The 25713-nt window shown below is 37.6% G+C and carries 29 protein-coding genes, 1 tRNA gene and 1 pseudogene; 9 read left to right on the forward strand and 22 right to left on the reverse strand.

Going from position 1 to position 25713, the window contains the following annotated elements:
* Positions 1-164: 164 nt before the first annotated feature.
* Positions 165-323, reverse strand: coding sequence for a CxxH/CxxC protein (locus tag MT489_RS07510; RefSeq protein WP_244680912.1), 159 nt, complete (start codon positions 321-323; stop codon positions 165-167).
* A gap of 174 nt (positions 324-497) precedes the next feature.
* On the reverse strand, positions 498-1712 hold the full coding sequence (locus tag MT489_RS07515) for a S1C family serine protease (RefSeq protein ID WP_244680913.1): 1215 nt from the start codon (positions 1710-1712) through the stop codon (positions 498-500).
* 340 nt (positions 1713-2052) lie between these two features.
* Between MT489_RS07515 and MT489_RS07520 the strand changes: the two genes are divergently transcribed.
* Together MT489_RS07520 and MT489_RS07525 are read left to right on the forward strand one after the other, a co-directional pair.
* Positions 2053-3189, forward strand: a complete 1137-nt coding sequence (locus MT489_RS07520; RefSeq protein ID WP_244680914.1) for a nitric oxide synthase oxygenase — start codon at positions 2053-2055, stop codon at positions 3187-3189.
* A gap of 517 nt (positions 3190-3706) precedes the next feature.
* Entirely contained in the window at positions 3707-3877 is a 171-nt protein-coding gene (locus MT489_RS07525; RefSeq protein ID WP_244680915.1) for an aspartyl-phosphate phosphatase Spo0E family protein, read from the forward strand.
* A 108-nt stretch (positions 3878-3985) separates the two neighbouring features.
* Here the strand turns inward: MT489_RS07525 and MT489_RS07530 are convergent, their stop codons facing one another.
* The 7 genes from MT489_RS07530 to yycF all read right to left on the reverse strand — a co-directional run bounded on the left by MT489_RS07530 (position 3986) and on the right by yycF (position 11102).
* The gene (locus tag MT489_RS07530; RefSeq protein WP_244680916.1) at positions 3986-4231 is read right to left on the reverse strand and encodes a hypothetical protein; all 246 of its coding nucleotides are present in this window, start codon (positions 4229-4231) and stop codon (positions 3986-3988) included.
* A 235-nt stretch (positions 4232-4466) separates the two neighbouring features.
* Complete coding sequence (locus MT489_RS07535) at positions 4467-5387, reverse strand: phosphotransferase (RefSeq protein ID WP_244680917.1); 921 nt, start codon at positions 5385-5387, stop codon at positions 4467-4469.
* A gap of 245 nt (positions 5388-5632) precedes the next feature.
* Complete coding sequence (locus MT489_RS07540) at positions 5633-6427, reverse strand: MBL fold metallo-hydrolase (protein ID WP_244680918.1); 795 nt, start codon at positions 6425-6427, stop codon at positions 5633-5635.
* A gap of 5 nt (positions 6428-6432) precedes the next feature.
* Positions 6433-7245 (reverse strand): two-component system regulatory protein YycI, encoded by an 813-nt coding sequence (locus MT489_RS07545; RefSeq protein WP_244680919.1) that lies wholly within the window; start codon positions 7243-7245, stop codon positions 6433-6435.
* Positions 7232-8566, reverse strand: a complete 1335-nt coding sequence (locus tag MT489_RS07550) for a YycH family regulatory protein (protein ID WP_244680920.1) — start codon at positions 8564-8566, stop codon at positions 7232-7234. Before MT489_RS07550 ends, MT489_RS07545 begins: the two co-directional genes overlap by 14 nt.
* A complete protein-coding gene (gene walK, locus MT489_RS07555; protein ID WP_244680921.1) occupies positions 8563-10389 on the reverse strand; it encodes a cell wall metabolism sensor histidine kinase WalK in 1827 nt (608 codons plus the stop codon). The genes MT489_RS07550 and walK overlap by 4 nt, the downstream gene beginning before the upstream one ends.
* A 5-nt stretch (positions 10390-10394) precedes the next feature.
* Positions 10395-11102, reverse strand: coding sequence for a response regulator YycF (gene yycF, locus MT489_RS07560; RefSeq protein ID WP_244680922.1), 708 nt, complete (start codon positions 11100-11102; stop codon positions 10395-10397).
* Between the two features lie 76 nt (positions 11103-11178).
* On the opposite strand from yycF, the gene MT489_RS07565 reads away from it, so the two are divergent.
* Positions 11179-11322, forward strand: a complete 144-nt coding sequence (locus tag MT489_RS07565) for a hypothetical protein (protein WP_244680923.1) — start codon at positions 11179-11181, stop codon at positions 11320-11322.
* Positions 11323-11572: 250 nt separating this feature from the next.
* Here the strand turns inward: MT489_RS07565 and MT489_RS07570 are convergent, their stop codons facing one another.
* The 4 genes from MT489_RS07570 to MT489_RS07585 all read right to left on the reverse strand — a co-directional run bounded on the left by MT489_RS07570 (position 11573) and on the right by MT489_RS07585 (position 16014).
* Complete coding sequence (locus MT489_RS07570) at positions 11573-13006, reverse strand: M23 family metallopeptidase (protein ID WP_244680924.1); 1434 nt, start codon at positions 13004-13006, stop codon at positions 11573-11575.
* A gap of 522 nt (positions 13007-13528) precedes the next feature.
* A tRNA-Phe gene (locus MT489_RS07575) sits at positions 13529-13601 on the reverse strand.
* A gap of 728 nt (positions 13602-14329) precedes the next feature.
* Positions 14330-15583, reverse strand: a complete 1254-nt coding sequence (locus MT489_RS07580; RefSeq protein ID WP_244680925.1) for an RNA polymerase sigma factor — start codon at positions 15581-15583, stop codon at positions 14330-14332.
* Positions 15580-16014: a YciI family protein gene (locus MT489_RS07585; protein WP_244680926.1), complete on the reverse strand. Its 435-nt coding sequence runs from the start codon at positions 16012-16014 to the stop codon at positions 15580-15582. The genes MT489_RS07580 and MT489_RS07585 overlap by 4 nt, the downstream gene beginning before the upstream one ends.
* Before the next feature lie 259 nt (positions 16015-16273).
* Here MT489_RS07585 and MT489_RS07590 point away from each other — a divergent pair, with 259 nt between their 5' ends.
* The 3 genes from MT489_RS07590 to MT489_RS07600 all read left to right on the forward strand — a co-directional run bounded on the left by MT489_RS07590 (position 16274) and on the right by MT489_RS07600 (position 18550).
* On the forward strand, positions 16274-17008 hold the full coding sequence (locus MT489_RS07590; protein ID WP_244680927.1) for an alpha/beta fold hydrolase: 735 nt from the start codon (positions 16274-16276) through the stop codon (positions 17006-17008).
* A 151-nt stretch (positions 17009-17159) separates the two neighbouring features.
* Positions 17160-17612 (forward strand): SRPBCC family protein, encoded by a 453-nt coding sequence (locus tag MT489_RS07595; protein WP_244680928.1) that lies wholly within the window; start codon positions 17160-17162, stop codon positions 17610-17612.
* 146 nt (positions 17613-17758) lie between these two features.
* Positions 17759-18550, forward strand: coding sequence for a helix-turn-helix domain-containing protein (locus tag MT489_RS07600; protein ID WP_244680929.1), 792 nt, complete (start codon positions 17759-17761; stop codon positions 18548-18550).
* A gap of 127 nt (positions 18551-18677) precedes the next feature.
* Here the strand turns inward: MT489_RS07600 and MT489_RS07605 are convergent, their stop codons facing one another.
* Positions 18678-19052: a YciI family protein gene (locus tag MT489_RS07605; protein WP_244680930.1), complete on the reverse strand. Its 375-nt coding sequence runs from the start codon at positions 19050-19052 to the stop codon at positions 18678-18680.
* Positions 19053-19273: 221 nt separating this feature from the next.
* On the opposite strand from MT489_RS07605, the gene MT489_RS07610 reads away from it, so the two are divergent.
* Positions 19274-19681 (forward strand): DUF2500 domain-containing protein, encoded by a 408-nt coding sequence (locus MT489_RS07610; protein ID WP_244680931.1) that lies wholly within the window; start codon positions 19274-19276, stop codon positions 19679-19681.
* On the opposite strand, the pseudogene MT489_RS07615 reads toward MT489_RS07610, so the two are convergent.
* Positions 19632-20286, reverse strand: a pseudogene (locus tag MT489_RS07615) (HAD hydrolase-like protein). The gene MT489_RS07610 and the pseudogene MT489_RS07615 sit on opposite strands and share 50 nt — an antisense overlap.
* Before the next feature lie 331 nt (positions 20287-20617).
* On the opposite strand from MT489_RS07615, the gene MT489_RS07620 reads away from it, so the two are divergent.
* A complete protein-coding gene (locus MT489_RS07620) occupies positions 20618-21382 on the forward strand; it encodes a YheC/YheD family protein (protein WP_244680932.1) in 765 nt (254 codons plus the stop codon).
* A gap of 457 nt (positions 21383-21839) precedes the next feature.
* Here the strand turns inward: MT489_RS07620 and MT489_RS22135 are convergent, their stop codons facing one another.
* The 7 genes from MT489_RS22135 to MT489_RS07650 form a co-directional block, all read right to left on the reverse strand.
* Positions 21840-21968 carry a hypothetical protein gene (locus tag MT489_RS22135; RefSeq protein ID WP_280518539.1) on the reverse strand — a complete coding sequence of 43 codons (129 nt, stop codon included), beginning with the start codon at positions 21966-21968 and terminating at the stop codon, positions 21840-21842.
* 19 nt (positions 21969-21987) lie between these two features.
* Positions 21988-22812 (reverse strand): putative RNA methyltransferase, encoded by an 825-nt coding sequence (locus MT489_RS07625; RefSeq protein WP_307415294.1) that lies wholly within the window; start codon positions 22810-22812, stop codon positions 21988-21990.
* A gap of 165 nt (positions 22813-22977) precedes the next feature.
* Positions 22978-23391, reverse strand: coding sequence for a hypothetical protein (locus MT489_RS07630; protein WP_244680933.1), 414 nt, complete (start codon positions 23389-23391; stop codon positions 22978-22980).
* 76 nt (positions 23392-23467) lie between these two features.
* Positions 23468-23824, reverse strand: coding sequence for a hypothetical protein (locus MT489_RS07635; protein ID WP_244680934.1), 357 nt, complete (start codon positions 23822-23824; stop codon positions 23468-23470).
* Between the two features lie 55 nt (positions 23825-23879).
* A complete protein-coding gene (locus tag MT489_RS07640; RefSeq protein WP_244680935.1) occupies positions 23880-24233 on the reverse strand; it encodes a VOC family protein in 354 nt (117 codons plus the stop codon).
* Between the two features lie 60 nt (positions 24234-24293).
* Positions 24294-24746 (reverse strand): NUDIX hydrolase, encoded by a 453-nt coding sequence (locus tag MT489_RS07645; protein WP_483308095.1) that lies wholly within the window; start codon positions 24744-24746, stop codon positions 24294-24296.
* 12 nt (positions 24747-24758) lie between these two features.
* Complete coding sequence (locus tag MT489_RS07650) at positions 24759-25319, reverse strand: DEAD/DEAH box helicase family protein (RefSeq protein ID WP_244680937.1); 561 nt, start codon at positions 25317-25319, stop codon at positions 24759-24761.
* A 107-nt stretch (positions 25320-25426) separates the two neighbouring features.
* On the opposite strand from MT489_RS07650, the gene MT489_RS07655 reads away from it, so the two are divergent.
* The gene (locus MT489_RS07655; RefSeq protein WP_244680938.1) at positions 25427-25696 is read left to right on the forward strand and encodes a hypothetical protein; all 270 of its coding nucleotides are present in this window, start codon (positions 25427-25429) and stop codon (positions 25694-25696) included.
* Positions 25697-25713 lie beyond the last annotated feature (17 nt).

The following is a 25713-nucleotide window of genomic DNA, read 5'->3' on the forward strand; positions in this document are numbered from 1 at the left end:
GTTAAAACACAGTTTTTCCACAAATCTTAACTGAATGTATCTATTTTTTAGGTCTAATTGCCTGAAACTTTAGTTATAAACATATTACACACATATTACAAACAAGTTATGCACAATAGTTATCCACATATCCCCAAAAGGTATCCACATTTTGTAGGCGAATATTAGTTCCCCACAATATATGCAGCTGGATTTCTACAATATTCACAGGTTGTGGATAATTCTCCTTCTGTTTTGATCTCCTCTAAAATGGGTGCTGTTTCGTATTCATCTACGACGATATCCAGTGCTAACTCTACATGTTCCTTACAACAATAAATCATCTTACATCCTTCTTTCTATTATGTTTACCTTACTTTTTCACAATGACTATCCACATATTCTTTTTTCTATCCACTTGTGGCGCAGTTTAACAATATTATTTATCCACAAACCATTGTATCACTAAGTAAAAAAGCGAGAAAGCCACTGTATGCTTTCTCGCTTCATTATCCACACTACATGCGTGTTTCGTCCGTCAGTTTTAAAGTTACTTCTTCTTTCTTGCCGCCTCTGTAATAAGTGACTTTCATGGAATCGCCGACTTTTTTCTTGTTATATAAATATTTTCTTAGTTCTACGACGTCAGCCACTTGTTCACTATCGAGTTGGACGATAACATCCATTTCCTTTAATCCAGCCTTATCAGCAGGGGAATTTGGCACAATGGATTCAATCATGATTCCTTCTGTTACGTCATGAGGCAGTTTCAATGTTTGTTGTTGATGATATGCAGAAATTTCGGCTACATTTCGAAGTGTAACTCCCATTGCAGGGCGCTTCACTTTTCCAAATGCTTCAAGATCTTCAATGATTGGAACGACATAGTTGATTGGAATGGAAAATCCGATTCCTTCAACAGCACTTTGGGCAATTTTCATGGAGTTGATTCCTACGACTTGACCCGCGATATTAACTAACGCTCCCCCACTATTCCCTGGGTTGATAGCTGCATCCGTTTGGATAACTTCCGCGTTCCAGTCAGGCATTCCGTCATTGTTGATATCAACTGGAACCGCACGATTTACTCCTGAAATAATCCCCTGTGTAACTGATCCAGAAAATTGCAGTCCTAATGGATTTCCTATTGCAAGTACGGGTTCACCGATTTTCAACGCATCAGAATCTCCAAATTCGTTCACTTGGTCATTGGGAATCCCTTTTGAATCAATTTCAACAACGGCTAAATCAGACCACACATCTGTACCTCTTAACCTTGCAGCTACCTTCGTTCCGTCCTGCAATGTCACTTCTAATTGGTTGGCACCTTCAACAACGTGGTTGTTCGTTACGATGTATGCTTTGTCTCCAGCCTTTTTATAAATGACTCCGGAACCAACACCTGCTTCTTGTTCTCCACCTGATGATGACCAGAAGTTGGCTGATTGAATATTCGTGATCCCAACTACTCCCTTACCTGCTTTAGCAACGGCTTTCGTCACATCCGTCGTCACATCAAGTGATAGATTTTTCGTTACGTTATTGTTTGAAGCTCCTTGATTCGTTTCAATTCGTGCAGTACTTACGTCCGATTGGTTGTTGCCAAAAATATACGGATAGATAATAGCAACGAGTAAGGCTCCTATAATTCCACCTATCAGCCCAGTAAAGAAACCCGATCTTCCTCGTTTCCTTTGATAGCGGTTCGGGCTGTGATCATCGTAAAATCCCATAAAACACCTTCCCTTTCTATAGCTCCATACCTCTTAGTTTGCCTTTCTAAGTACATATTATAATGATTTGAAAATAAAATAACAAAATATTAAACCAACAGAGAGTAGACTTTTCATCAGTGTATAGAAGATGTTAACTCGTTTGGATGGTATCAAAAAGTCCATCGCTAGTTAAGAATCGCACCCGTTCGTATTGAAGAAACTACTGCATATTGTTTTCGAAATGTGCAATAAAATCGACTTAATTCCGTATAGCTATTGGCATCCACCTCAATAATAATTCAATAAATTTACAAATTATTTCACTATTACAGTCATGTATCGATGATAAGGTAGAAGTATGGAGTTGATACTATTGGTTCAGTCTACTAAAATAAATAATTTACTACTTGAAGCAATACAATTTATAGAAAGTTGTTACGATGAACTTGGAATGCCTGAAGCAAAAAAATTAAAACGAATTCAAGAAATAAAAAATGAAATAAATGTTACTGGAACTTATGTTCATACGACTTTTGAATTAACACACGGAGCAAAAATGGCTTGGCGTAACAGTAATCGTTGTATTGGACGATTACTCTGGGATACGCTACATGTTTTTGATGCGCGAGATGTACTCATAGCAGAAGATGCATATAAAAAAATAGTTAACCATATTGATTTTGCAACAAATGATGGGAAAATCCGATCTGCAATTACAATTTTTGCTCCTCGAAGAAATGGAAAGGATCCTATCAGAATTTGGAACCATCAATTATTACGTTATGCCGGATACAAAGAGGACGATAAAATAATTGGTGATTCAACATCTATCAAGCTGACCAAAATGTGCGAAAGAATGGGATGGCAAGGGCACAAAACTTCCTTTGATATTCTTCCTCTAGTTATCCAAGAATCAGGGAAAAAACCTAAATTATTTAGAATTCCCAATGAAATCATTAAAGAAGTTCCGATAACTCACCCACAACTTGATGGTTTTAACGAGCTAGGTGTAAAGTGGTATGCTGTTCCAATTATTTCAGACATGCGTTTAGAGATAGGCGGAATTGATTACCCTATGGCCCCGTTTAATGGTTGGTATATGGGCACTGAGATTGGAGCAAGAAACTTAGCGGATCCAGACCGCTATAATTTATTACCTAAAATTGCTGAAATAATGGGATTAGATACAAATTCAAATCAATCTCTATGGATTGACAAAGCTTTAGTTGAATTAAATTTTGCGGTATTACATTCTTATCAAAAAGCTGGTGTAACCCTTGTTGACCATCATACTGCAGCAAAGCAATTTAAAAAATTTGAAGAAAATGAAATGAAAAATGGTCGAACTATCACAGGCAATTGGGCATGGCTTATTCCACCAATATCACCTGCTTCAACTCACATTTTTCATAATCAATATAAAAATGACACGTTAACTCCAAACTACTTTTATCAAGAGAAACCTCAGGAAATCTATACGGACAGTCCCAAATAATTATCTCGTTGTCTTTCAATTAAGTTAGTTCTTTGAGTTTTAAATATTTTAGATTACAAAAGCAAATTATGATTCGAGATCAATAATAAAATTGATCTCTTATCATTTTTAAACATATTTTCACACTCTTCCTTATGTTGGATTTTTTGTCTAATGATCTTCATTACCGAACTGTTTCGCATTATCCCTCAACTAACATGCCTATATCAGCAAGGAAAAGATGCCTTTTCGAACGTAATACTTAGTTCTGAATCGATCTCTTCCTGTTCCTCAAATGTTGTCTCTATATCTCTTCCTTTTTTAAAACTTCAATTCGTTCTTTGTGGTTCCTATATTGTTCATCCCATTCCTTGAATAAAGTTTCTTTTGTATATGATTTTAGTGGCACACTGATTCCTCCATTACTACGTCACATTTTATGTCTTATGTCCGTTCATACTGATTCAGGTGCTTCTCCTCTAAGCCATGCATATTTTTTCCTCTCTTACAGAGACTGATAAAAAACTTGGAGGAAAATATGAAGAATAAACAAATTGAAGAGCTCAGTCAACAAATTCAACATTTAAGAAAGCAACTTAATGAACTTGCAAAAGCTAAAGTTCTATCAGACCCGGAAGTTATAGAAACAAGCCAAAAGCTGGATGGTTTATTAAATGATTTTGAGCTTCTGATAAAAACGAAAGAATAAATTTGCTTAATACTGAAAATCTTCTTGGAGAGGATTCTCCCTTTTATGCGTTTTGTTTTCGAATTGTTCATTAACGGTTAGATATTCTAAAGCCTATCATTTGACCAGCTATTCTTCTTGAACGAACTTCACCTTATTATGTCCACAATTGTTACAGTACATTAAATGAGGACAAATCTGATCTTTCGCTGTATTGGGATAGCCATCAGCCATTTTTACAGTTTCTTGATCATTATAATGACCATAAGGGTCTAAAAAATCGGATACCTTACCTGAGTCTTCTAATCGAGCATTACATTCTGAACAATATATTTCTAATTCTTTAAACGAGTTACATATAGGGCACATAGCCATCAGTATCACTCCTTTTTGCTTTCTAATTAGTATCCAATTCTTTAATTGTTACTATGTAGCAGACAAAAAGGTTTCTAATTAAATTCACGAGGATAACTGAAAAAGACACAATTCCTTGTACAAGAATTCCGTCCTTATTGATGTATAACAGTTTCAAATTTATTGCACAGTATCTACGTTTTTGTATTCACAAATATGTTTCTTCATTTGAAAAAAATCTCGGTTTTAATAAAGGTCATCCAATGTGTTTTGCCTTCATTTCACCCTGAATGATATCTACTGCTTCTTCAAACATCTCTCTATTATTTCTATTTAGGCCTTCCAATAATAGTACAACGTTATCAGCTGTCAGGAAAAAAGAGAGCTTTTCGTACTTTTCTTGAACGTTTTCTTCCTCTCTCAGTTCCATCACTTTTTTTGTAAATTCTTCTCCACACTCTTCCAACAAATATAAATATTCATAATCTGGGTCACCAATCTTTATGTCACCAAAATCGATGATTCCAGTTAATTCTTGCCTCTTTTGATCAAATAATAAATGGTCCATCGATAAATCAGCATGAAGGAGCTTAGGTGAATATGTGAAATGGTTTGTATTTTTCAGGTATGCTTCAAATTGAAAAGTAATATATATTTGCAAATCTTTATTGATTTTAGTAAAGGCTTTTTCCTTCACCTCATTAAAAATGTCCAAGTAATATTGATAGAAATTCTTTTCAGGTATATTTAATTTTCTCGCCTGATCAACGCTGAATAAACTGATCTGATTCATAAACTCAGCTATTTGATGGGCGATTTTATTCTTTGTTTCTAATGGTAATGAGCGAAATAGTTGTTCATCCATGGGCTCTCCTGGCAATATTCTATAGCCGACAAAAGGATAACCATTATCTTGTTTTCCACAATAAATAAATTCCGGTATGTTTAGTGAAATATGTTTTATTAGGTTCGGCAACGCCTTTATTTCTTTTTCTGTATCAATGGCTCCATCTTTTTCTTTTGGAAATCGAAATACGATTTCATGATTGATCAGATAGCAACGACTCATCCAGCCCTCACCAAGTTGCATGATATGATTAATTTTCATGTTTTCAAAATTACTTATAATCATATTCTTAACCCACTCAAACTCAGCAATCTCGATACTGCTAATCATCTTAATTAGTCTCCTTTAAAATTGTGGCCATTTCCATTTTCAATAAAATCTCTTAGTATCTTGTAAAAAAGTATTTCGTTCCACTCCAAAAATCATTACACATCTAAATTCTAAATTTTTACCCAATATCCTGCTTTTTCTCTTAATAAAAATCAACGTTCCCGTTTAAGCACAAACAAAAAAAAACGAATACACCCAGGCCCAATTCCCGAATGTCTTCGTTCTTTTCCACTATCTTGCCTCTCCTAAACTGCAGTCAACACAGTTGGAACACACGGATCCGTATCAAACAGCTCAAACTGCTTCCCAACCGGCATATCCTTTGCTTCCAACGTCTGCTGCACACTCATCCGCGCAAGGTCTTTCATATTATTGTCTCTACTTAAATGAGCAAGATAAATCCGCTTCGTACAGTCGCCGATCACATCACTCATCGCAAGAGCGGCATCCTCATTCGATACATGCCCAACATCACTTAAAATTCTTCGTTTTACACTCCATGGATATCTTCCCATCTGCAGCATTTGAATATCATGATTGCTTTCAAACACATACATATTCGCATTGGAAATGAGTCCTTTCATTCGGTCGCTCACATATCCCGTATCAGTAACGAGTACGAGTTTCTTCCCGCCCGAATGAAATATGTAAAACATCGGTTCCGCCGCATCATGCGATACTCCGAATGATTCAATATCCAATCCTCCGAAAGATTTCACCGTCTCCATACCAAATACAAACTTTTGCTCAACCGCAATTTCTCCGATCATGCCATCCATTGCCTGCCAAGTCTTCTCATTTGCATAGATTGGTAGTTTATATTTACGGGCCATCACACCAAGCCCTTTTATATGATCACTGTGTTCGTGTGTGACGAGAATCCCGTTCAACTTAGCCGGGTTGCGGTCGATTTCTTGAAAAAGCTTGTCCATCTGCTTTCCACTGAGTCCCGCATCGACTAAGAAAGAATGGGTGTCCGTTTCAACATATACGGCATTTCCAGAACTTCCGCTCGCCAGTACACTGAATTGCATTGACATCTAGTTCACTCCATTTTTGTATTCTCATTCGTTTGTTGTTGTGCTTGGATGATTTGTCCTTCAAAAGCATTCACAAGTAAATTTTCGATGGTACCGTCCTTATTTTTGGTCAAAAAATGCCATGTTGGGGTCAATACTTGTGTCGCTTCCATATTGACTAGCGAATAATAGCCGAGTTCGGAATCCAATACCGTACTTCCTGGTTTCAATACTCCTTTTGAATAAAGAGCTTCAAGCGCACGGAGCGCAGGATACACTTCTTCTTTTTCACTAATTGGTTTAAATGTATCGATATCGAGCATCGTTTGATCGTAGGATATGGCTTCCCCTTCATCATTCAATTGAAAAACAATATGCGCACTCCGATTCATGAACAACACTTTGTCATTGTATTTTTGATAATACGTGACGGTGTTTTCTTCTTTGTTGTAGTTCCAAAAGCTATACAGTTCACCATGAAGTACATGTGTAAAAACATAATCATTCAGCTCAAGAAAATCTTCTCTTTCAACTACGACAATCGGTTTCTCCAATATCACATGAATCGATGATCGATCCTCTGGATATTCCACCTTTTCTTTCATCTTCATGATATCATCTTCTGAAAAAATCTTCGTATTGGCACTCATATAATAGTCATTAACAACGTCCTTCGGTAGACCGTCATACACAATGCCATCTGATTTTAAATTTTCTTCTAATGTTGCATCATTTCTTACTTCAAATTGCCTGCTCTTCGTCATTAACTGAGAAAAGAGGAAAACATCAAGGACGAGAAATGCAATGATGAAAATCGTTTTAATCCTATTCCAATCCACTCATATCCCCCCTCTTGTCATTCTCAAAACGAATCCAAGAACCGGCATAGAGGTAATACCAGGAAGGCTCAAGAGTGAGAACCTCTGTTTCTGTATTCGAGGAACTCTTCGAAAGCCTATAGCCAACGAGAATGGATTCCAACATTTCTTGTTTAATACTTGGGTCCTCAAGTAAAGTGTTATATACATATTCACCCGACGGCAGCGTCGTTTTTGTTGGAACTCCAAAAGAATGTTTCAAGAAATAGGGGCGCTTATATTTTAATATTTCTTCGCTCCCCCAATATTGACTGATTTCTGTCATCCCTTGTTCATTAAAGACAGGATAATTATTCGAAAATAGGCGGAAATCAACTTTTCTATCAAATACCCCCATGTCAAAATAACGATAGCTGTCCGTCCAACCCTCATGTTCGTTAATAAAATCGATGCTTCGCTTCAATAAGTCGCGATTATTATTAATCGTCTGCGTGATCGTTTCTTGTCCAGGGTTAATATAATCAATCATATTCGTAGAATAATCAACGTTCATGACACTTCTGTCGTCAGTAAATTGCACCCCGTTCGCAATATCATCTCTTCGTACCTTGGTTGGATCTCGGAATAAGGCATTTTTAAATTTATCTGGATTAATATACTCAGCGAAATAAGTATATCCGACCATATTTTGTTCCTCGATTGGCAAATACATGACTCGTTTCGGGCCATCCTGACTCTTCAGTTCAAACCCTTTGTATTCATCATATATATTCTTTTTCTTTCTTGTTTCAATTCCAAGAGAAGCGACTTTATCCGGGTTTACATTGCTGTCGTATACGCGTCCTTCCTTCGTTGAGATAAAGGATACGGTTGAACTGTTTTTTGTATTGCTGTCCAAGTTAATAACAATCCGATCAAAAGAAGCGTTGGGAAGCACATCCGCTTCAAAGTGCATGACTCCTTTATATAGATCAAAAGGAACGACATCTGGATAAATAATTTCAATCCGATTGTTATCGGTGGACATTTTTTCAATTTGATATGGTTCAAGGATGCGCGCACTTCCAATATCGTAAAAGTTCCATTTGCTCATTTCCTGCAAAATACCTTTGATATCCTCTTCCACCACTGTTCCATAATGCGCTTCGTCAATGTGAAAGAGCACTTGTAATGGCTTAATGAGTTGTGAGGGTTCCCTTGATTCAGCAATGGAAATTTCATGAACGTATTTCGTGTCGCTGAACTCGTATTTAGGCTTATACGTCCATAAATTCCAAGTCAAAAAGACACTTAAAGCTACGAGCACGGTTAACACTATTGACTTAACTGTTTCATATTTCACAGCCAATCATCCTCTTGTCCGGGGTCATATGGGAGAGTAAATAGAATCGTCGTCCCTTTTCCTTCCTTGCTCTTCGCCCAAATATCTCCGCCATGGGCTCCTATCATTTCCTTTGCGATTGCCAGACCAAGGCCTGTTCCTCCAAGCTGTCTCGTCCTCGCACGATCTACACGGTAAAAACGTTCAAAGACTTTTTGTATATTTTCCTTAGGTATACCGATACCCTGGTCACTGATGCTCACTTCAATTTTGTCATCCAGCACTTTTACTCGGAAAGTGATCGTACCACCTTCTGGCGAGTACTTCAGTGCATTTGAGATAATATTATCAATAACTTGCGTAAGCTTGTCCTCGTCAATTTCCACAAAAACAGCTTCTTTCGGAAACAGTCTTCGGAAATGAACATTGCGCTCTTTCGTCATTTCAAAACGATCAATGATGTAATTAAAGAACGTAACAAAATCAACCCACGTAGGATTTATTTCAAAATTTCTTCGATCCATCTTTGAAAGCTGCAGTAAATCATTCACAAGGCGGATCATTCGTTCCGTTTCGAGTTGAGTGATGCTTAAGAAACGAGGTCCAAGTGTATCGTCTTTCATAGCACCCTCTTTTAACGCCTCTAAGTAGCTTCGCATCGTCGTAAGTGGAGTCCGTAATTCATGGGATACATTCGAAACAAAGTCTCTTCGCTCAGCATCCAGTTTTTCCTGCTCCGTTACATCATGAAGCACGACAATTAACCCGTTCACAAATCCAGTTTCACGCTGAATAACAGACATATTTGCACGTAAAATAAAATGGTTTTCAGGTGTACTGTAGTCGAGAATAAGCGATTCTTTTTCTTCCAATAGCTCTTCAAACGTATAATCTTCATCGAGATCAAGCAGTTCGGTAATCGGCTGGGAAATCACTGTTTCACGTGAAACGTCCAACATATCCGCCGCTCTCTCATTGATTAAAATGACTTTTCCTTTACGGTCAGTCGCAATAACTCCGTCCGTCATAAAGGTAAGTACGGAAGAAAGCTTGCGTCTCTCTCCTTCAGTCATTGCTTGCGATTCCTGAAGCTTTTTCGTCAAATTATTAAAAGAATGAGCAAGTTGTCCAACTTCATCGTTTCCATACACACGGACTTTCCTGGAAAAGTTTCCTTTTGCCATTGCAGTTGCTTGCCGCTTCATATCAGAAATTGGTTTTGTGATCATTCTTGCAAGAACAATCCCGAGGATCGCCGTAATAAACATCGCAATGATGGTACCTGTAATAAAAATGTTATTAATTTCGTCCATCTGTTCAAAAACAGTCTCAATCTTCGCAACAAGATAAATCACGCCAATGACTTCGCCGTTAAGCTTGATTGGTGAATATAACACCCAAATTCGACCTTTTGACTGCCTATCGTATAGGATTTTATCTTCTGCTTCGCCGACCTCAAGCGTTCTTTTTACCGCAGGATCCGTCGATTTTTTCCCGACATCTCCTTCTTTACTAGGCTCAGATGTACCAATGATGACACTCCGTTTATTGATGATGCGCACTTCGGATATGTCGTTCGTTGTAAAGTCGAACAGAAGATTTTTAATATCTTCTTCCAATGGATGGGCATCTTCCGCTGAGCGATCCTTCACGATTTCTTCACGAATGTTGTATTCAAGAAGTGGGAGACGACCCTCAATTCCTTTTTGAAAGTTTGTCACAAGCTGGTCTTCAAGCTTCCCGACAAAATAGACCCCGATAATTTGCATGGCAATCAGGATTAATAACACATAGATCAACACAAATTTAAGGTGTATCGATCTAAAAAAGCTTACTTTTTGCATGATGCTTACTCCTGTTCAGGTGTGCGTAAGTAGTAGCCTACTCCCCTTCTTGTTACAATCCAGTTCGGATGGCTAGGATTATCTTCAATTTTCTCACGAAGGCGTCTTACGGTAACGTCAACTGTACGAACGTCTCCAAAATAATCATAACCCCATACCGTTTGCAGCAAATGCTCCCTCGTCATCACCTGACCAATATGCTTCGCCAAGTAGTGAAGAAGTTCGAATTCACGATGCGTTAGTTCAATCGTCTCTCCATTTTTTGAAACGACGTACGCATTCGGATGAATCGTTAAATTTCCAACCGTAATATCATCATTTTCATCTTCTTCTGATTGTTGTGCCACTTGAGCATGACGACGCATATTTGCTTTCACACGCGCAATCAATTCCCTCGTACTGAATGGCTTTGTCACATAATCATCAGCACCAAGCTCAAGTCCCAATACTTTATCAATTTCTGAATCCTTTGCGGTTAACATGATAATCGGCATTTCATATTTTTTGCGCACTTCTCTGCACACTTCCATTCCGTCACGGTTCGGAAGCATAATGTCAAGCAGGATCATATCAGGCTTCATTTCCTCTACAAGCCTAAGAGCCTCGTCTCCGTCATAAGCGCACTGCACAGTAAAGCCCTCTTTTGAAAGATTAAACTGAAGAATGTCTGCAATTGGCTTTTCATCGTCAACAACAAGTATCTTTTTATCCATGGCCTCATTTCCCCTTTACAATTAAAATCATATTTATGTGAACGAATTCTGTATTTCTATTCTTAGAGCATGCTCAATGGAGGATAAAAACGACCAAATCGTTTCCAGGAGGCGAGTTTCGAGCAACAAACTTGCTCAGGATATGCTGACTCTTGCATTGCCCAGGACGAAGGCACTTTTAGCAAAAGTTCCTTTTCCTGATACATGTGCAGCTGAGTAACAAGCCCACAGAAATTTGTAGTGTCATTTTCACCGGACTTTCTGAACATCCGCTCTTAATCTCTTTATTTTAGCATAAGAAAAGAGACAGGTCCAAGGGAGCTTTGCCCCGTTAGATTCTGTCTCTAGTGTATCTTTTTTAAAGGCTTTTTTTCTCAGAAATTCATCATCCCCGGTGAATAGAATTTCTAACTTTATAAACTCACCTTTTGGTATAAAGCCCGACATTGGACTTTTACAAAACCAGCTTTTTAAAAGAAGCTCAATGGATTTCTCAACTGCCCGTTTTGGTACACTTCAAAATGAAGGTGGGTTCCTGTTGAGTTTCCAGTACTTCCCATAATTCCGATAGCGGAGCCTTTTTCAACTTTTTGTCCAACTGATACACTGATCTTGCTTAAATGAGCGTATACAGTGCGGTAACCGTTTTGATGGTCGATAACAATTTTATTGCCGTAGCCGCCATTATTCCAGCCCGCTTCTACGACGACTCCATTGTCAGCTGCCTTGATCGTGTAATTGCTTGGTCTTGCGATATCGATTCCTTTATGGTGTGCTCCCCAACGTTGACCTACACCACTTGACACGTATCCACCATTCGTTGGCCATGTGAAGCTTCCACTGCCTCTGGATGGGATTACTTTTGTGCCTTTAATCGTAATTTGTTTTACAGGTTTTTCAAGGACTGTTTCCTTGATGACTTCTTTTTTCGTTTGTTGACCATTTACTTCTTTAATTTTATATACGAAGGCGTTCTTACCATTCTTACCTTCTTGTTTAACTTTCGTTTCGCCTTTTGGCATCGAGTTATCTTCAATGACTTCAGTTTCATATGCAACAGTTTCTTCTTGATATTTCTCGCGGTCAACGGCTACATGAACGAGTGGTTTTGTAACAACGGTATTCAATTCTTGCCCAATTTGAATGATGGAATCTTCTGTAATTCCTTTGTTCAGTTCTTTGATTTGCTTCATACTTAAATCATATTTTTTCGCGATGATTTCAAGCGCTTCGCCTTTTTCAACGACATGCTTTTTCTCTTCAAGCGTACCTTTTTGCAACAACTTCACGGCATCTTTATAAGATAAGACATTTTTTGGATCTGTTTTTTCATCTTTGAAAAATAATGGTTCGTTGATGGAAACATTCAAGACACGTGATTCGTCTTTCTTAATTTCCGGAAGCTTTTCTTTCGTAGCCTTAAGCATGTTCACGAATGTTAATTCTTCTTTCGAAACATATTGAAGTTTAATATCGTTGATAACCTTCTCTGCTTCAGCGGTGTCTTTGACGTAAGTGACAGCTTTTCCATCCACCATAATAGCTGTCGCGACGGCTTTAACAGTTGCCAACTCATTAACCTTTGTCTCTACGGCAGCGTTATCTGCATTGGAACGAAATACTTGTTCGGAAATATATGTAAGTTTGTTTCCTAGTTCGAAGTTAAAGTCTTTGTATGTATCTCGTTGTTTGTTAATTAGTTTTTCAATTGTATTTTCGACTACGTCTTTATCCGATACCGTTCCGACATACGTACCGTCCATATACACATGGTATACGGTCTCCAGTTTTGCTTCAGCAGCAACCGAAGACGAGATCATCATCAAAGCACATAGAAACGCCACGCATATTAGTAAAAATCTAGGTGTCGCGTTCCTCTTGGGCCGAGTAACCTCTAAATCCATTTTGTTTTCCCCCTAAAGTAAACTTACTAACCTATTTTCTAGTCTGTATAGTAGGTATATAGTTGCAGAATAATTTTCTGTTAATACTTTATCATATAAATCTTCCAAAATGAGACAATATAAAACAATGTAATATAATTGTATAAATGTTGTCATTTCGCATGAGGAAGACGTGAAGTTGTAGTTTGGAAACCCTTTTGCAACAAGGTTTTCAGTATTTCGCGAGATAAATGACTGAATTTTCCGCTATGTTACATATAAAAGTATTTTATATTACAAACTTGTTACAACCATGTTTAAGTGGGTATAACTTTGGATATTTTTCCATGTTTTGGTGGGCACTTGTTATAACGTTTTCATTATGGATTCGGAGGCATCTAATCGGCGTAAAAATTCAGGAGTTAAAAAGGTTTTTAGTTTGAGGAACAAAAATGGTGGGATTCGATCAACTATCTAACTTTCCGGACAAATAAAAAAAGCACCACGAGAGGCTATGTCATCGCAATACTTTTTGTGGGAATGTGGCTCGGGACGGAATCGAACCGCCGACACAAGGATTTTCAGTCCTTTGCTCTACCGACTGAGCTACCGAGCCGTAATAATATTTTGTTCCGCTTATTTATATCCGATCGTCCTTCACCCCCAACTCAGAGGGATTTGCAAGCCGTGGCTCGTTGGGGGTTGCTGCGTTGCTGGAGCACGGATGCCTTGCTTCGCTGCTCTACCGACTGAGCTACCGAGCCGTAATTATGTAGTTGTTCTGATTATAGTTTATCCAATTGTTTTTCATACCAAACCCAGTTGACAGTGTAAACGTTCTTTCTATTTGTGCCTATCTGCCAGTCTTTCATCAAAAGAAACTCTAGTAAAAAGAAAAGGAATTTTTGATAGGTTGTTACTACATTTCTATCATTCCGTCGTTTTTAGAGATGATAAGTTTGATTCTATCACAAGTTTTAATAATAAGACAACATTTTTCGACAAAGTTTTTCTTTTTCCGCATTACTTTAGACCTATTCCTTTTTACTCCTTTAATAGTATTTATCTTTCTTTCCCTCTATTCTACCGCCTCCTTCCTAGTCAGATAATAGAAACAAAGATATGAATCTATAAAATGAAGATGCGAAAATGAACAATTGTGAGTTTGTCATACCAACACTCAATCCGGCCAGTTTTGTCCCTCTTTATGTGAGTAAAATGAGCCGATTAATCATTTTCAAGGGAGAAAATTTATTGCACTGACGAGGCAGAAAGAAAGGTCGTCCTCTAAAAAAATAAGGACAACCTGAATAGTTGGCTTCCATATGTGGCGACACTTGAATTTCATATCTCAGCTTCACACTCAGTTGCCCGTTTCAAAAGCAGCTCCCTTTCACGTTCATTCCGAGTCATCGCCGCAGCCTTTTGGAATTCCATACGAGCCTCCTCGAATCGCCCTAACTTCATAAGAAAGTCACCTCGTATACTCGGCAGAAGATGATATTCTTTTAAAGAAGGCTCCTCATATAACTCGTCTACAATTTGCAATCCATAGACTGGGCCAAATGCCATGGATATCGCGACGGCCCGGTTTAGTTCAACGATGGGAGATGGCATAACCATTGATAAAGCTTCATAAAGTGCCGCAATGCGTGTCCAATTCGTTTCCTCTGGAGTACTAGCCTCGGCATGGCAAGCAGAAATGGCTGCCTGTAGAGAATATGGACCAAGTTCTCGTCCAAGCTTTTGACTGCGTTCCAATGCCGCCAATCCGCGACGAATGTGTAACTGATCCCACTTTGCCCGGTTTTGGTCCATTAAGAGGATGGGTTCACCTGAGGAACTAACTCGGGTTTTTAGCCGCGAAGATTGTATCTCCATTAAAGCTACGAGTCCGTGAACTTCTGGTTCATTCGGTATGAGTTCAGCGATAATCCTTCCTAGCCTTAAGGCTTCCTGACAAAGCAATGGGCGAATCCAATCACCTCCGGAGGACGCCGAATATCCCTCATTGAACATTATGTAAATAACTGCGAGTACTGAAGATAGTCGAGCATTTAACTCATCCTTTGCAGGCACTTCAAAAGGAACATTCGCAGAACGGAGAGTCTTTTTAGCTCTGACAATTCGTTGGGCAACTGTTGATTCAGATGTAAGGACAGAACGGGCAATTTCATCTGTTGTCAGCCCGCATAATAGCCGCAGAGTTAAGGCTACTCTTGCATCTTGGGAAAGCACTGGGTGGCATGTCATGAAAATGAGACGAAGGAGATCGTCACCAATCCCCTTGTCTAAATCAACGTTATCTTCAGTATATAAATCCTGTTCGTAGGCTAATTGTTCATACTTCTGATTACGCAACCTATTCCTGCGCAAAAAATCAATCGCACGCCTTTTAGCTGTCGTCATCAGCCAGGCGCCTGGCTTTTCTGGAATACCTGTCTTAGGCCATCGTTCAAGAGCAATCACCAAAGCATCGTGGGCAAGATCTTCTGCGAGCTCTACATCCCGTACCATCCTTGTTAAAGCTGCAATAAGCTTCGCCGACTCCATCCGCCATATTGTTTCAATCGTTCGCTTCGCATCGGACTTAGTCATCTTTGCTTCTGTTCCTCAAGCTGTTTCCTGAGTGCCTCTTCCTTCGCTATCGTTTCCGGATTGTCGGTTAGATCCTCAGCTTCGAAAACCGGCCTTAACTCAATCTCCCCTTGACCAAATCCGTGGGGATCCGGCATACGCAGAGCCCATTCAATTGCTTCTTCCCGAGATTTAACATCGATTAAGTAATAACCGGCGATTAATTCCTTCGCTTCTGTAAAAGGTCCATCCACAACTTTGGGGCTTCCGCCAGGTTCCGGATAAGAAATTCTGATCCCCTTAGAACTTGGTTGCAAACCATCTCCAGCTAAAAGTACACCTGCTTTTACCAATTCCTCATTATATTTCATCATTTTATCAATAAGCTCCTGGCTAGGCAGAACACCCGCCTCCGAATCTGTCGATGCCTTTACAAGAATCATAAATCTCATTTTTGTTGCCTCCTAAAATAATTTTTATTGAAGCTTCGTTTTCCGCTTCTATCTATACAACGAATGAAAATGGACTAAATCGACAAGAGTGTAATTTTAATTTTTATTTCTCTTTTTGAAGTAAAAGTTCCTGCACACTAAACAAGATTCGATTAAAAAAGAGGATAATTAAAATTATTTATGGAATTTATTCTATTAATGGAGTTCCCAAATCTATTGGAGGAAACAGTAAATTTTACCAATCAAAGGAGGCAAATTCATGGAAAATAATAAATCTATACATAAGTCCAATTGTGCACCAATCATCCTTGTGCCAGGATTCTGGCTCGGCTCATGGGCATGGGATGAAGTAACGGAAGCTCTCCGTTCCGAAGGTCACAACGTCACCGCTTTGACACTGCCAGGTCTTGAATCAGCTGATGCTGACCGTTCCAATGTTAAATTGTCCGATCACGTTGACGCCATATGTGATGCTGTGAGAGCAGCTGGGGAGCCTGTCGTGCTAGCCGTTCACAGTGGAGCCGCCGTTCCTGGTTACGAAGTGAGTGATCGTATGCCCGAACAGATTGCTGCTATGGTCTACGTTGATACTTTTCCATTAAAAGGAGCAATCAATTCCAACTTCGATGGTATAGAGATGTCACTGCCTCCGTGGGAGGAACTCGATGAAACTGACATTCGTGGAATGAGTGACGAACATCGTAATCTATTAAAAGAACGTGCCATTCCCGAACCAGGTGATCCCGTACGCCAAGCACCTGAATTGGTCAATGATAATCGACTAGATGTGCCAAGCATTGTTATCTGCACTTCACACACGTCTGATGAGATGAAAGCATTCGTCAAAGGCGGGCATGAATGGTTTAGTGGACTAGCAGAGTTGCGTGACGTCACATACATCGACCTGCCGACACACCACTGGCCGATGTGGTCACGTCCAAAGGAGCTAGCTTCCGTTATAGGAGATGTTGCCAGGCATTCATCAGCTGACTGAGAAGAACAATACAAACGTGTCTGCAATTCTTTCGACCTGTGGTTTTTTAAATAAAAAGATTCCTATAGTCTGTTTTAAAAATGGCCAGTTTTTCATTCGAAAGATTGGCTATGCTTTATCTATTTTAATTACAAATGAAAGGTAAAGAAAAATGCCGATAATTAATCTCGATATTTATATCAATGCACCTATCAATGTTTGTTTTGACCTTGCGAGAAACGTAGAAGTACACACAGAAACAACAAGTAAAACAAAGGAAAGAGCAATTGATGGTGTTACAGTTGGACTGATGGAAAATGGCGATACCGTTACTTGGGAAGCCATCCATTTTGGAGTAAAACAAACATTAACGGCTCAAATAATAGAAATGGAAAAGCCATATAAATTTACAGATGTGATGGTAAAGGGAGCATTCCACTCTTTTACGCATACACACGAATTTATGGAAAATGGCACAGGAACTATTATGAAAGATACCTTTTCTTATAAGTCTCCTTTTGGCATTCTTGGAAAAATAGCCGATTTATTATTCTTAGAGACATATATGCGCAATTTTATTGTTAACCGCGCTAAAGAATTAAAAAGGATAGCTGAAAAAAAGTAATGGAACGTTAAGTTTTATAAAAATGCATAGTGAATACCCTATTTTACTTAGTTGCAACCGTAAGTTGACAAAGCGCAACTGCCAGAATATAGAATTTAGGGCAATGTTTTACTATAATTTAACTTAAAAGGAAAGGAGTTCCTATTATGACGTTTAGTGAAAAACTTTTTAAGCTAAGAAAAGAAAAAGGCTTATCCCAAGAAGCCTTGGCTGAGAAAATAAACACGACAAGGCAGGCTGTCAGTAAATGGGAAAATGGTTATGGTTTTCCTGAAACTGAAAAACTTTTAATGCTTGGAAACATTTTTGAAGTGTCCATTGATTACTTGTTAAAAGATACAGTCATACAAAGTAAAGAAAATGAAAAAGGATATTACGTAAGCAAAGAAATGGCAGAAGGGTATCTTCTATCTCAACGGAAGATGTCAAAATATTTTTCTATGGGATTTAGCCTTCTTACTATATCTACTATCCCTTATTTCGTTTTTAAACAAGATCCCATTCTTTATGTTGTCCTCATAAGTATGATTGCTGTCCTTGGGATTGGAGTGATCACTGCAGGCTTTATAGAAGAAGATCGATATACAACACTAAAAAAAGAAGCTTTAATATTTGATCAACAATATCTTAAAGAGTTGAAAGTTAGATATGAGAATATTAAGAGAAAGTTTACTGCCTTAATGGTAGTTGGGGTATGTTCGATTGTAGCAGGTGGGATTTCCTTTTTATTAGTAAAAAAAGAAATTGTGCCTTCAGACGTTTTAATGCCTTACTATCCCATCTTAATTGCATTAATTGCCGTCGGTGTCTACATTTTAATACGTATATTAGCAATAGTAGACGCTTATAGAATATTGGTGAGTAATGAGGAACATATTAATCGTTTAAGTAATAGCCTTCTAAAAAAAGTGAACAAGAAATTAGATAACTTTTTATAGTTAAAGATAGGCAAATTTAAGTAATAGTTTTACACTTAATCTATTAGGTGTTTAGAAGTACTAATAACAAACCATGGACTTCCATATAATCGGAAGTCCACTTTCATTTCTATTAGAAAATCTAACCTCAATCATTTTTCCTAAAATAATGTACAGGTCGAATTTCAATACGGAAGTCAAAATCTTCTCCTTTACTCACTTGCGTCGTCGGATGAAGCGAGGCAATCTGAATTGCTTCTTCCATGTCTTCTGCTTCTATAAGGAATACACTTCCAATCAATTCTTTGGTTTCGGTAAATGGTCCATCCGTCACCCTCACCTTTCCATTTACTCGGCGCAAGGTTTTCGTCTCTATTTCAATACCAGCATCTATCATTACTTTACCACTGTTATAGAATTCCTCTAGGTGGGGCTGGCATTCTTCCATCACAGCTTCAATCTCATGTTTTGGACGGGCGTCCATTTTTTCTGCATTTAAATAACCCATACATAGAAATATCATCTCAATCTCTCCTTTGAATTGTTTATCTACTATAGAGACGATCAGCAAACAGCAAGATCGACAATTGGCAAAATATATTTTTAAGTATTATTTTCGGTATGATTTTTCCGTTTACCTGCAGGTTTGATGAAATTGTTAATATTTTGGAATTTTATCGTGTTGGAGTCGTTGAAACCTTCTGAATGGTTAAAACGTATGAATGAAAAAGTGAGGTGTATGTAATGGAAGAGGTGTATATGCCAGGATTTGGGAATTCATTATTCGATTTTGTACCCATTTTTATATTTATTATTTTTGCAATCGTTATTATTTCAATTATCTTTAGCTCCGTTAAAGGAATTCAACAATGGCAAAGAAACGAGCAATCCCCTCGATTATCAGTTCCTGCTCTTGTAAAGACAAAAAGGACAAATGTAAGTCGCCATATGCATATGAATGGGAACAACGACTTTCATTCCCATCATACAAGTACGAGCACGACTTATTTTGTCACCTTTGAGTTTGAAAGCGGCGATCGCTCAGAGTTTACTGTGTCTGGAAAAGAATATGGTTTACTTGCAGAAGGAGATACAGGAATTCTTACTTTTCAAGGGACACGTTATCTTGGATTTGAAAGGAATCTAAGCTAGGTAAAACATCTTTTAACTCTTGCAAATCATTTATGATAATATCGGCTTGTGAAGGCTCATCTGCTTGCGCGAAATCAAAATTGCAGCCAATCGAAACGAAGCTATTTGCTTTTGCTGCGTTAATATCAGATAACCTGTCACCTATGACAGCGCCATGACCTATATGATATTTGTGGCTTATTAATTGAACTAAATCTGCTTTATTTTGTATATGTATTTGGTTACGATTGCCTGCAAATATCTTCTATTCCATTACTAGCAATGTAGAGCAATGTAGACGGAATAATTATTTGCTTTAAGAAAGTCGAATAACTCGAAAACGTGGGTATATAAATTCCCTTTTCCATTATTGATATTGTTGATGAGTTGCTCATGAAAATAATCATTGGCTAATGTCCGAACTGTATTCGTATAGTTCGGCATTAGTGTTTCCCATACGACCGGCAGAGGCGCCCCCATAATTTCTTGGTATTATTCAATAGGTGTTTCCCCGCTCCACTGATTGATTTCCCGCAAATAGTCAAAAGTATCTTCTAGAGAAATCCCAAAATTTTGTTTGTTTGGAAAAGCGTTCCGTCCATATCAAAAATAAGAGAAGGAATCATTTTAAAACACCCCCACTATTAGTCTAGTGTTTACATAAAATGCTCCATCTAACTTCAAAATAAAAGAATTCCCCATTCAATCCCCTAATTACACTATACAATACCCACTATTTTCTTATTAACTTAAAGTAGTAAAACAGAATATAGTTCATAGTACAGGTCAAATTCTTGTTCAAGCATACGCTACATATAAAAGATGCCTTTAATTATTAGATAGAGGAATGTAAAAAATCTCTCTATTTTTACTTATTTTTATGCCCAAACAATACTTAACAGGTTTCTAGTCTGTCATAAAAAAGAGGTGATTTTATTGTTTTTTAGGATAAGCAAAATGTACCAATATAATCTACTTTACGAGAATCATTTGACCTCCAATTTTGTCCCTGAAACAAAGATTTATAGTGTAGAAAATTTAATAGATTTTTTAGAGCGCTATGAATGTGTTTATATCAAACATGAAAGAGGTGGACAAGGGAAGGGATTATTTAAAGCCTATAAAGAAGACAATGAGAATTATCGTATTAATGGTTTTACACTAAATGGCAAGCTATTAAATATGTCTATACCTTCTATTGAAGACTTTTCATTTAAAAAATACTCAACTGGAGAAGGTTTAAATGGGGACTTTGTTATTCAGGAAGGAATCAATAGTATTACTTTAAAAGGGGACCCGCTTGTAATCCGTACTCATATTCAAAAGTTAAAAGAAACATGGATTGTTAGTGGAATGTTTGCAAATATTTCTACAGATGAAACGTTTGAAAGTGGCATCGTCAATTTAAATCGGGGGGCCCATGTATTGGAGGTTTCTGAATTATTATCAGAACAACTAGGAATGAACGAACGAGAAAAAGAGGCATTCATTTGTACCCTTAAAAAAGTCTCCGTTGCAGCGGCTGAATTGATTTACCAAGAATTTCCCAGTTTGGAATATGGTATCGACTTTGGGATTAAATCAAATGAAGTTCCCATTATTTTTGAGGTAAACACCTTCCCAGGCATTCGAAACTTTACATTAATTAGGGATAAAGGAATGCTAAAAAATATCTACAGAATTAGGAAATTGCAAAAAGAGGAAGAAAAACATAAGAGATGACGCGCATTTTAAGTTTATGTAGATCACTGTCAGTTGAGCTAACTTCCATTAAATTATTCAAGCAGACCGAAACTATATTAGAAATTAATAATTGAAGCAATAACCAAAGAAGTTGTTAAAAAGCTATCCATTAAGGTAGCTTTTTTTAGTTTACTTATTTTGTAAAATATCTCTTAAAAAATGTTCCTAAAATTACTCCGTTCAATTTTTAACTTTTTCTACCTACTAAAATATCTAAATCAATGCTGATTTCTGGAAGATGAACTTCATTGTCTGCATCGATTTTATTCCACGGTTAACGGAGTTAGATGAACGCCATTATTTTTTAGTATGTCTCAATTATGCTTTTCTCCGCTCCATTTTTCGTTTTTTCTTAAATAGCCAAAAATATCTGTTTGAAAAAGAGTCCCGTCCATATCAAATATAAGAGAACGAATCATTTCAAAACACCCTACTTTTAGTCTAATAATTTTCCGGCAATCAATCCTAATAGTACGTTCGTGATGAGTAAACCACTTAATCCGTCGGCAAATATGAATGTAAGAACCCCTGCTATAGCTGCAAAAATGATTGAGTTTATCGTCATGATGTATACCCCATTATGTTTATTTTTTTCTACCTACTAAAAGTTCCAAATCAATGCTAATCTCAGTGATTCGAACTTCCTTTCTTTCATCCATTTTGTTCCACGTTAACGGCGTCATTCGCAACAACGGCTGAAGTAGGCTTTCATGAAGTGGGACTTTGTAGGATAACTCATATGTTTCTACTTGCTGAAAATTCTCTTTGAACCGTACAACCGTTTGCTCATTGGAATACGTTTCATCATAGAAAAGGTTTCTGATTTCTTTTAAATACTCGCTCTTCGGAACAACTTTTATCAACAGTCCATCCTGTTTTAACAGCCGTGTAAATTCCGTATAGTTGGCTGGCGATAAAATGTTCAAGATGATATCAAAAGACTCTAACGAATAAGGACTATTCGCGAGATCCCCTACACACCAAATCAGATCGTCATAGTATTTTGCAGCGGACAAAATCCCCTCCTTTGCAATATCGATGCCAACTCCAACACCATCATTTGCATTTTTAAGAATATGTGCTAAATGCGATCCTTCCCCGCAGCCAGTATCCAATACTTTTGGGGATTGCACCTCTCCTATTATTTCTCTCACTTTAGAATGAAGTGGTTCATATAACCCGCTGTCTATGATTGTTTTTCGTGCTTCAAATAATTCTTTATCATATTCCGAACGCACAGGTCGAGTCAGAAAATTGACATAGCCTTGTTTTGCTATATCAAACGTATGATTTTGATCGCAAACCACACTTTTATATTCAACGATTTTCATCGGGCTCGTACAAACAGGACATTGAAAAATCGATTCAAATCGCTGCATTTGCATGGCACTTTTTTCTTTTTTCTTCAACTAGTCCACCTCTACTCGACTTTTGATTCTATATTATCATGCAATTATTTCATTTCTTTGTCTAGCTGTGCAAGGACTTCAGGAATTACTTTAAAAGTTTCCTCGATTAAGATCTAATGTTCATCAATTAAAAAAGAGCTAAATCTACAAATGTATAGAAATAGCTTAATGGCTGACCTTTATTTTTTTATTATTTTGATGTTTCCTCGGGAAGAAGTGTCGAAAAGGAAGTATCAATCCCAGGATAGATATAACAATGAAAACAACCTGATGGATATGATCATTCCCTGGCGGCAATCCTCCTGCCAAATGCAATGTCCAGAAGATGGGGTAAAACCAAAGGGTAAACCATGCCCAGCTTTCTTTTCTTCTGTACGACTTGAGAGTGATCACGGTACCGAAAAATCCCATTCCAGTCGTTGCAACACCAAGCGCTCGAATCAATTCTAAATCAAAAGGACCAGCAATCTTTGGAAACGTGGCAACTAATATTCCAAATATTAAAATCCCCAATCCGGTAATGAGAAGGAACATCCAGCTAATTCTGAGAAGCATATTCCGCTCTTTGAATTCTGCCAAATCTGAACACCCTTCCTTGTTTACTAAAACTACTATACTAATTCGCGTCGAAAGGAATGATAACCCTGTTTCGCGGTCAAACTCCTAACGTTTTTTTGTCGACAAGATGCTTGAATGCGTTATCAATTAGAAAAAAGAACGTTACGAAAATAACAGCAATGATCAGAACGATGAAAAATAAAGTTGGAGCAGTTAATGAAAATAATCCAGCACAAATGATTCCACAGGCTAAATGCTTCAAATATGTCCATCCCAAATGTTTACGTTTGCTAGTTGATTCAATTAACGCTGAACATAATACCACTATGATAATCATTGCTGGAACAGTTACCATACCTACTGCAAGACCAACTATCAGATATTCTATTTTATAAAAAATGGAAAACAAGGAGCCGATTAAAATACCAAAGGATGAAGTGATTAACGCTGCCAATAATTTTCGAACAAGTATGCTAAATACCCCCTGTAAGGAAGTGAATAGACTTTGTCTAGCATCGACACATCATGAGGTGGTTTCCATCTGGATCTTTGAAATTAAAAAAATGACCGTGCTGGATTTCAGTAAAAATTTCTATGTTTCTACTTTTTACATAATCGTATGCTTCTTCGATGTTGTTAGTTTTAAATTGAATAAGTGGAGACTTAATAATGCGATCAGGCGCGTATATTTTACTATCCAACACAATATCCGGCCCTTCCATAGGCAAAACATACAGATGCCCAAACGGGATTTCGCCATCATTGGGAACACCTAACAAATCACAATACCAATCGCGAGCTTTTTCAATATCACTTACTGGGATGAAGATACCGCCGAGTTCGTTTAAAACGGGACTTTTCACAGAACCACTCCTTATTTATGGATACAGATATATTTCTTTAAAAGTACTCGTTTTCCCTTTTTATTTCATTAATTCTTCTTTATAAGGTTCTATGTAGCTACGATACTCGTCGAGAAGTCCATCAGGCAATTGATCCAAGTTAAAATATTGAAGATCAACAGATTCCTCTTTATTAATTTCAATGGTACCTTGAACATCCTTCGTCATATACACAACGGTCACACAATATAATTCATCTTTATTTTGCAACTTAAAATAATATTCCGGTCCCGAAAACACACCTAGCAATCGCAATTCTCCAACAGTAAGCCCTGTCTCTTCCTTCACTTCACGCCTTGCAGTGTCTTCCAAGCTCTCTCCAAATTCCATTAATCCACCGGGCAATCCCCATCCTCCATCGGTCCGGTGCTGCAATAGCAACTCTTTCTTTTCATTAATAATCAAGACTACAGAACCGGTGAGAATGAGAGGCCTATGACCTACTAATTTTCTTAATTCCATTACATAATCCAGTTTTATCACCTCTTATAATTGGAATTCTTCTTTTATCATTTTCGCAACTTCTTCAGCACCTAAATTCGTATTGTTGATCCTTAAATAGTGCTCTCGATTGATTTCTCCTTCAATTGAGTTCAATCGATACTTTTCCATCGACTTGAGCAAATCTCGTTCCGACCACTCGATGTTTCTTTTCGTAGGCTTTTGCACTAGTCGATGTGGACTTTTATTCCGCTCTAATCTTTCTTCAACATCAGCCTCTAGCTCAACAAAATACACTGTTCCGCCCTTGGATTCGAAAATTTGGCAGATCTCATCCATGTAATCCAAATCTTCCTTCATGTTAAACGCACATACATACGTAAAAATTAAACCCGGTAAATCGCTATTAGCAACTTCCTTAAAAATTTCCTCACGAAACAGTTTCACTAATCTTTTTCCGGCATCTGTGCCATAACTAAAAAATGGGGTTACCATTTCGATTGTCATATGATTGTGAAAAAGCTTCAGGTCCGTAATTTTCTCCAATTCTTGCCCGACCGTCATTTTTCCAACTGCCTGTGGTCCTACAATTAAAACAAATTTCATGGATAACCCTCATTTCTTTTATTACCAGAATGAACAAATATGCTTCGTTATTGAACCCGTATTTGATTCGAGCGTTATTGGAACCTATCGAACATATAGGTGATTGATTGAATCTATTAGAGTTTTGGCTTTCTATTAGATGTTTCGAGATTCTATTAGACGTGATACCTACTCTATTGGCCATTACACCAGTTCTATTAGCTGTTATCTCAACTCTATTAGCCATTACACCAGTTCTATTAGCTGTTATCTCAACTCTATTAGCCATTACACCAGTTCTATTAGCTGTTATCTCAACTCTATTAGCCATTACACCAGTTCTATTAGCCGTTATCTCAACACTATTAGCCATTACACCAGTTCTATTAGCTATATAAGAATTTAGCTTATATTT

It is taken from the genome of Lederbergia wuyishanensis, assembly GCF_022900255.1.
Taxonomy (GTDB): domain Bacteria; phylum Bacillota; class Bacilli; order Bacillales; family Bacillaceae_C; genus Lederbergia; species Lederbergia wuyishanensis.

What these genes read in the sequence shown, in the direction of transcription:
- MT489_RS07510 (WP_244680912.1), bottom strand. Translation starts at nt 323, where the DNA reads ATGATTTATTGTTGTAAGGAACATGTAGAGTTAGCACTGGATATCGTC.
- MT489_RS07515 (WP_244680913.1), bottom strand. Translation starts at nt 1,712, where the DNA reads ATGGGATTTTACGATGATCACAGCCCGAACCGCTATCAAAGGAAACGA.
- MT489_RS07520 (WP_244680914.1), top strand. Translation starts at nt 2,053, where the DNA reads ATGGAGTTGATACTATTGGTTCAGTCTACTAAAATAAATAATTTACTA.
- MT489_RS07525 (WP_244680915.1), top strand. Translation starts at nt 3,707, where the DNA reads ATGAAGAATAAACAAATTGAAGAGCTCAGTCAACAAATTCAACATTTA.
- MT489_RS07530 (WP_244680916.1), bottom strand. Translation starts at nt 4,231, where the DNA reads ATGGCTATGTGCCCTATATGTAACTCGTTTAAAGAATTAGAAATATAT.
- MT489_RS07535 (WP_244680917.1), bottom strand. Translation starts at nt 5,387, where the DNA reads ATGATTAGCAGTATCGAGATTGCTGAGTTTGAGTGGGTTAAGAATATG.
- MT489_RS07540 (WP_244680918.1), bottom strand. Translation starts at nt 6,427, where the DNA reads ATGTCAATGCAATTCAGTGTACTGGCGAGCGGAAGTTCTGGAAATGCC.
- walK (WP_244680921.1), bottom strand. Translation starts at nt 10,389, where the DNA reads ATGCAAAAAGTAAGCTTTTTTAGATCGATACACCTTAAATTTGTGTTG.
- yycF (WP_244680922.1), bottom strand. Translation starts at nt 11,102, where the DNA reads ATGGATAAAAAGATACTTGTTGTTGACGATGAAAAGCCAATTGCAGAC.
- MT489_RS07565 (WP_244680923.1), top strand. Translation starts at nt 11,179, where the DNA reads ATGGAGGATAAAAACGACCAAATCGTTTCCAGGAGGCGAGTTTCGAGC.
- MT489_RS07570 (WP_244680924.1), bottom strand. Translation starts at nt 13,006, where the DNA reads ATGGATTTAGAGGTTACTCGGCCCAAGAGGAACGCGACACCTAGATTT.
- MT489_RS07580 (WP_244680925.1), bottom strand. Translation starts at nt 15,583, where the DNA reads ATGACTAAGTCCGATGCGAAGCGAACGATTGAAACAATATGGCGGATG.
- MT489_RS07585 (WP_244680926.1), bottom strand. Translation starts at nt 16,014, where the DNA reads ATGAGATTTATGATTCTTGTAAAGGCATCGACAGATTCGGAGGCGGGT.
- MT489_RS07590 (WP_244680927.1), top strand. Translation starts at nt 16,274, where the DNA reads ATGGAAAATAATAAATCTATACATAAGTCCAATTGTGCACCAATCATC.
- MT489_RS07595 (WP_244680928.1), top strand. Translation starts at nt 17,160, where the DNA reads ATGCCGATAATTAATCTCGATATTTATATCAATGCACCTATCAATGTT.
- MT489_RS07600 (WP_244680929.1), top strand. Translation starts at nt 17,759, where the DNA reads ATGACGTTTAGTGAAAAACTTTTTAAGCTAAGAAAAGAAAAAGGCTTA.
- MT489_RS07605 (WP_244680930.1), bottom strand. Translation starts at nt 19,052, where the DNA reads ATGATATTTCTATGTATGGGTTATTTAAATGCAGAAAAAATGGACGCC.
- MT489_RS07610 (WP_244680931.1), top strand. Translation starts at nt 19,274, where the DNA reads ATGGAAGAGGTGTATATGCCAGGATTTGGGAATTCATTATTCGATTTT.
- MT489_RS07620 (WP_244680932.1), top strand. Translation starts at nt 20,618, where the DNA reads ATGTACCAATATAATCTACTTTACGAGAATCATTTGACCTCCAATTTT.
- MT489_RS22135 (WP_280518539.1), bottom strand. Translation starts at nt 21,968, where the DNA reads ATGACGATAAACTCAATCATTTTTGCAGCTATAGCAGGGGTTCTTACA.
- MT489_RS07650 (WP_244680937.1), bottom strand. Translation starts at nt 25,319, where the DNA reads ATGAAATTTGTTTTAATTGTAGGACCACAGGCAGTTGGAAAAATGACG.